Here is a 3,323-nt window from a genome sequence, read left to right on the forward strand (position 1 = left end):
GCCCACAGACCTTTATCCATGCGGGTTCCAGAGAGGGATCTGTGACAAACCGCCCTTTCAGTGTGACAAATCACCCTCAAATAGCCGTCCTTTCTGTGACAAGTTGCCCTTAACTCTGTGACAAATTGCCCTCAGGAAGCATTGCTTTTCACAAAGTTATCCCTCCCTGTTGACTCTGTATTATAAAGTGTGACAATCTTAAAACCTGTCACACTTCACATGGACCTGTCATGGCGGAAATAGCGGTTATAAACCATAAAAAACGTAAAAATAGCCCGCGGATTGTCCAGTCAAATGAGCTGACTGAAGCGGCATATAGTCTCTCCAGGGATCAAAAGCGTATGCTGTATCTGTTCGTTGACCAGATCAGAAAATCCGACGGCTCCCTGAAGGAACATGACGGTATCTGCGAAATTCACGTTGCTAAATACGCTGAAACATTCGGACTGACCTCCGCTGAAGCCAGTAAGGATATACGACAGGCTTTAAAAGGTTTTGCGGGTAAGGAAGTGGTTTTCTATCGCCCTGAAGAGGATGCCGGCAATGAAAAAGGGTATGAATCCTTTCCCTGGTTTATCAAACGTGCGCACAGTCCATCCAGAGGGCTTTATAGCGTACATATCAACCCATATCTCATTCCCTTCTTCATCGGGCTACAGAACCGGTTTACGCAGTTCCGGCTCAGTGAAACAAAAGAGATTACCAATCCGTATGCCATGCGTTTATACGAATCCCTGTGTCAGTACCGTAAACCTGATGGCTCTGGTGTCGTGTCCCTGAAAATCGACTGGATCATGGAGCGCTACCAGCTACCTCAAAGTTATCAGCGTATGCCGGATTTTCGGCGCCGTTTCCTGCAGGCAAGTGTTGATGAGATCAATAGCCGGACACCTATGCGCCTCTCTTACATCGAGAAAAAGAAAGGCCGCCAGACGACTCATATTGTATTTTCCTTCCGTGATATCACCTCGATGACAACAGAATAGCCTGAGGGTTATCTGTCACAGATTTGAGGGTGGTTCGTCACATTTGATCTGGAAGGTTGAGGGTGATTTGTCACAGTTTTGCTGTTCCCTCCCTTGCATCCTGCGCTTACTCATAGTTTTTTTGGCTGTAACCGGTAGTGGAGCCAGAATTGAGGGCAATTTGTCACCCTATCCTGAGGGTAGTTTGTCACACTAGATTTTCCCCTCTTCCAGTTAGTCATATGACATGAGGGCAAGTTCGACATAATTAATGATGGCAGATTGTCACATTTGTTGCCCTGAACACGCTATCTGTGTGTGCCTATACATGTGGTGTTTCACGAAGCCCTGGCCGTCCACGAAGTTGACCTGTTTCCCACAGTCCGGGCCGTCCGCGAAGTTGACCTGTTCCCCACAGAGGATGGAAAACTCTTCTTGTGCTGAGCGTAAGAACTATCTGCCGGAACGGTTCCTCTTCGCTTCCTCGCCAGTTCGCTCGCTACGCTCGGTTACATGGCTGCGGCGAGCGCTGCCTGATTCTAATAGCAATCTTTCAGCATGCTAGCAGCAATAAAATAGATTGCTGCTAGCATGCTTCATGCAGCCGTCGGGGCTTATAATGACGTAGTTTCCAGACAGTGATTTTCTAGCGCTCGGCTCATGTTGTGATGTCTGCGTGATTGCTGCTTTCTTGCCGCTATATTGCCGATTTATCGATACAATCCTCAGTGAGCTCTCATTGATTATTGCTGCAAGATTGCATAAAGCTTGCTGCTTTCGTTATCCTTAACTTGTCACAAGTATTCGGCTGTCAATTCCTCCAGTCTTCTGAATAGCAAGATTTAATCTTGCTGCTAGATTTTTGATTATTGCAATCTTGCTGCAAGCTGTTATCTTGTTCAGGAAGAGTTACTTTCCTAACCTCAATCAGGTTTATACTAATGTTTGCTGCAAGATAGCAGCAAGTAAAGGGGGCTAGATGGCCTGGATAGTTGGTTTTATTTCCCAGAAAGGTGGTGTGGGCAAAAGCACTAAGGCGAGAGCGTTAGCGCGTGAAGCATCCGCCTGTGGCATCAAAACAAAATTAGCTGACCTCGACCTGGAACAGGCAACGAGTGCTGAGTGGCACCGCCGACGTCTGTCAACTGGTTTACCACCGGTTGCTTCAGTCGAAGTATTTTCAACAGCAAAGCAGGCCATAGAATCTGCCGGCGAGTTTGATCTTCTCATTCTTGATGGACCAGCTCGTGCAAGCAAAGGGACTTCGGAAATTGCTAAGGTGGCCGACCTTATCGTCCAGCCAACGGGGGCTTCCCTTGACGATCTTGTCCCGGCAATTAAAGTTTTCAACGCGCTGGTAAAAGAAGGCGTGCCACGTTCAAAACTGGTCTTTGCTTTAAGCCGTGTAGGTACCGAAGCGGAAGAGCTAGATGCTCGTGCATATATCAGTGAGGCGGGTTATGAAACTTTAGCTGGATGTCTTTTTGAGAAGCCAGCTTACAGAAAAGCGATGAACTCAGGACTTGCAGTGACAGAAACACGCTATAAAGGTTTAAACGAGAGAGCTGATGAACTTATCCAGGCGCTCATCGATAAGATTGGAGAAGAGTAATGGCTGATGCATCAAAACTTAAAACTAAAAGAGCCCGTGGTGGGCTGGGTGTACCCCCAGGCCCTGACGAAGTGGCTACCAGCCTGAACGCGCCTGAGATAGCTCCTGCAGTCGCTGCCACTGATGTACAGATACAGCAGGCGGACTTATCGCCAGTGCACCATGATCCTGTGGGTACACAAACAGTGACCGAGGCATATACCCGCCGCGATGGCCGTTCTGCCAGAAAAACAAACAGGACGCTGGCATTTGCAACACGTGTCACACCTGCTTTCGACCAGGAGATCAGGGATATCGCAGAGCGTGAGGGGTTGAAACTGGTGGAAGTTCTGGAAAAAGCAGTTGAGGCATATAAGGAAAAACAGGGATACTAATCCGGAATGCAGCAATCTTGCTGCATTCTTTTTACCGTTGCAATCTTGCAGCAAGATTTATGCTAGCTAAATGCTAGATTGCTGCAAGATAAATGATATAATACTCAAACTGAGTAATTAAACGACCCGGTGAAGTACGCAGTTTGAGTGCTTACCTGCGGTTTATGAACGTATTTACTCAATGTGAGTAGTTATGGGGTGAAGGTGAATACTCAAACTGAGTATCAATGGAGATAGGTATGAAAATTTTTTGCGATGATGGTTCTACAAACGTGAAACTTGCCTGGTTTGAAGGGAAGACGGGCTTTGTTGAATAAATAAGATTTCGTGCGAACGACCCTGTAGCTGGCTGGATTTTCAGGCAATACGCAC

Annotated in this window: 4 protein-coding genes; all 4 read left to right on the forward strand. The window is 47.1% G+C overall.

The window, feature by feature from the left end:
- The first annotated feature begins 230 nt into the window (after positions 1-230).
- Positions 231-986, forward strand: a complete 756-nt coding sequence (repE, locus tag C5687_RS23675) for a replication initiation protein RepE (RefSeq protein WP_087788157.1) — start codon at positions 231-233, stop codon at positions 984-986.
- 958 nt (positions 987-1,944) lie between these two features.
- A complete protein-coding gene (locus tag C5687_RS23685; protein ID WP_087788156.1) occupies positions 1,945-2,577 on the forward strand; it encodes a ParA family protein in 633 nt (210 codons plus the stop codon).
- Positions 2,577-2,951 (forward strand): hypothetical protein, encoded by a 375-nt coding sequence (locus C5687_RS23690; protein WP_017901448.1) that lies wholly within the window; start codon positions 2,577-2,579, stop codon positions 2,949-2,951. The genes C5687_RS23685 and C5687_RS23690 overlap by 1 nt, the downstream gene beginning before the upstream one ends.
- Positions 2,952-3,190: 239 nt before the next feature.
- Positions 3,191-3,268, forward strand: coding sequence for a plasmid segregation protein ParM domain-containing protein (gene parM, locus C5687_RS24705; protein WP_223621988.1), 78 nt, complete (start codon positions 3,191-3,193; stop codon positions 3,266-3,268).
- Positions 3,269-3,323 lie beyond the last annotated feature (55 nt).

This window comes from Enterobacter sichuanensis (assembly GCF_002939185.1).
In the GTDB taxonomy this organism is placed as follows: domain Bacteria; phylum Pseudomonadota; class Gammaproteobacteria; order Enterobacterales; family Enterobacteriaceae; genus Enterobacter; species Enterobacter sichuanensis.

Excerpts from the sequence above, each read along its gene's own strand:
- repE (WP_087788157.1), top strand. The coding sequence starts at position 231 with ATGGCGGAAATAGCGGTTATAAACCATAAAAAACGTAAAAATAGCCCG.
- C5687_RS23685 (WP_087788156.1), top strand. The coding sequence starts at position 1,945 with ATGGCCTGGATAGTTGGTTTTATTTCCCAGAAAGGTGGTGTGGGCAAA.
- C5687_RS23690 (WP_017901448.1), top strand. The coding sequence starts at position 2,577 with ATGGCTGATGCATCAAAACTTAAAACTAAAAGAGCCCGTGGTGGGCTG.
- parM (WP_223621988.1), top strand. The coding sequence starts at position 3,191 with ATGAAAATTTTTTGCGATGATGGTTCTACAAACGTGAAACTTGCCTGG.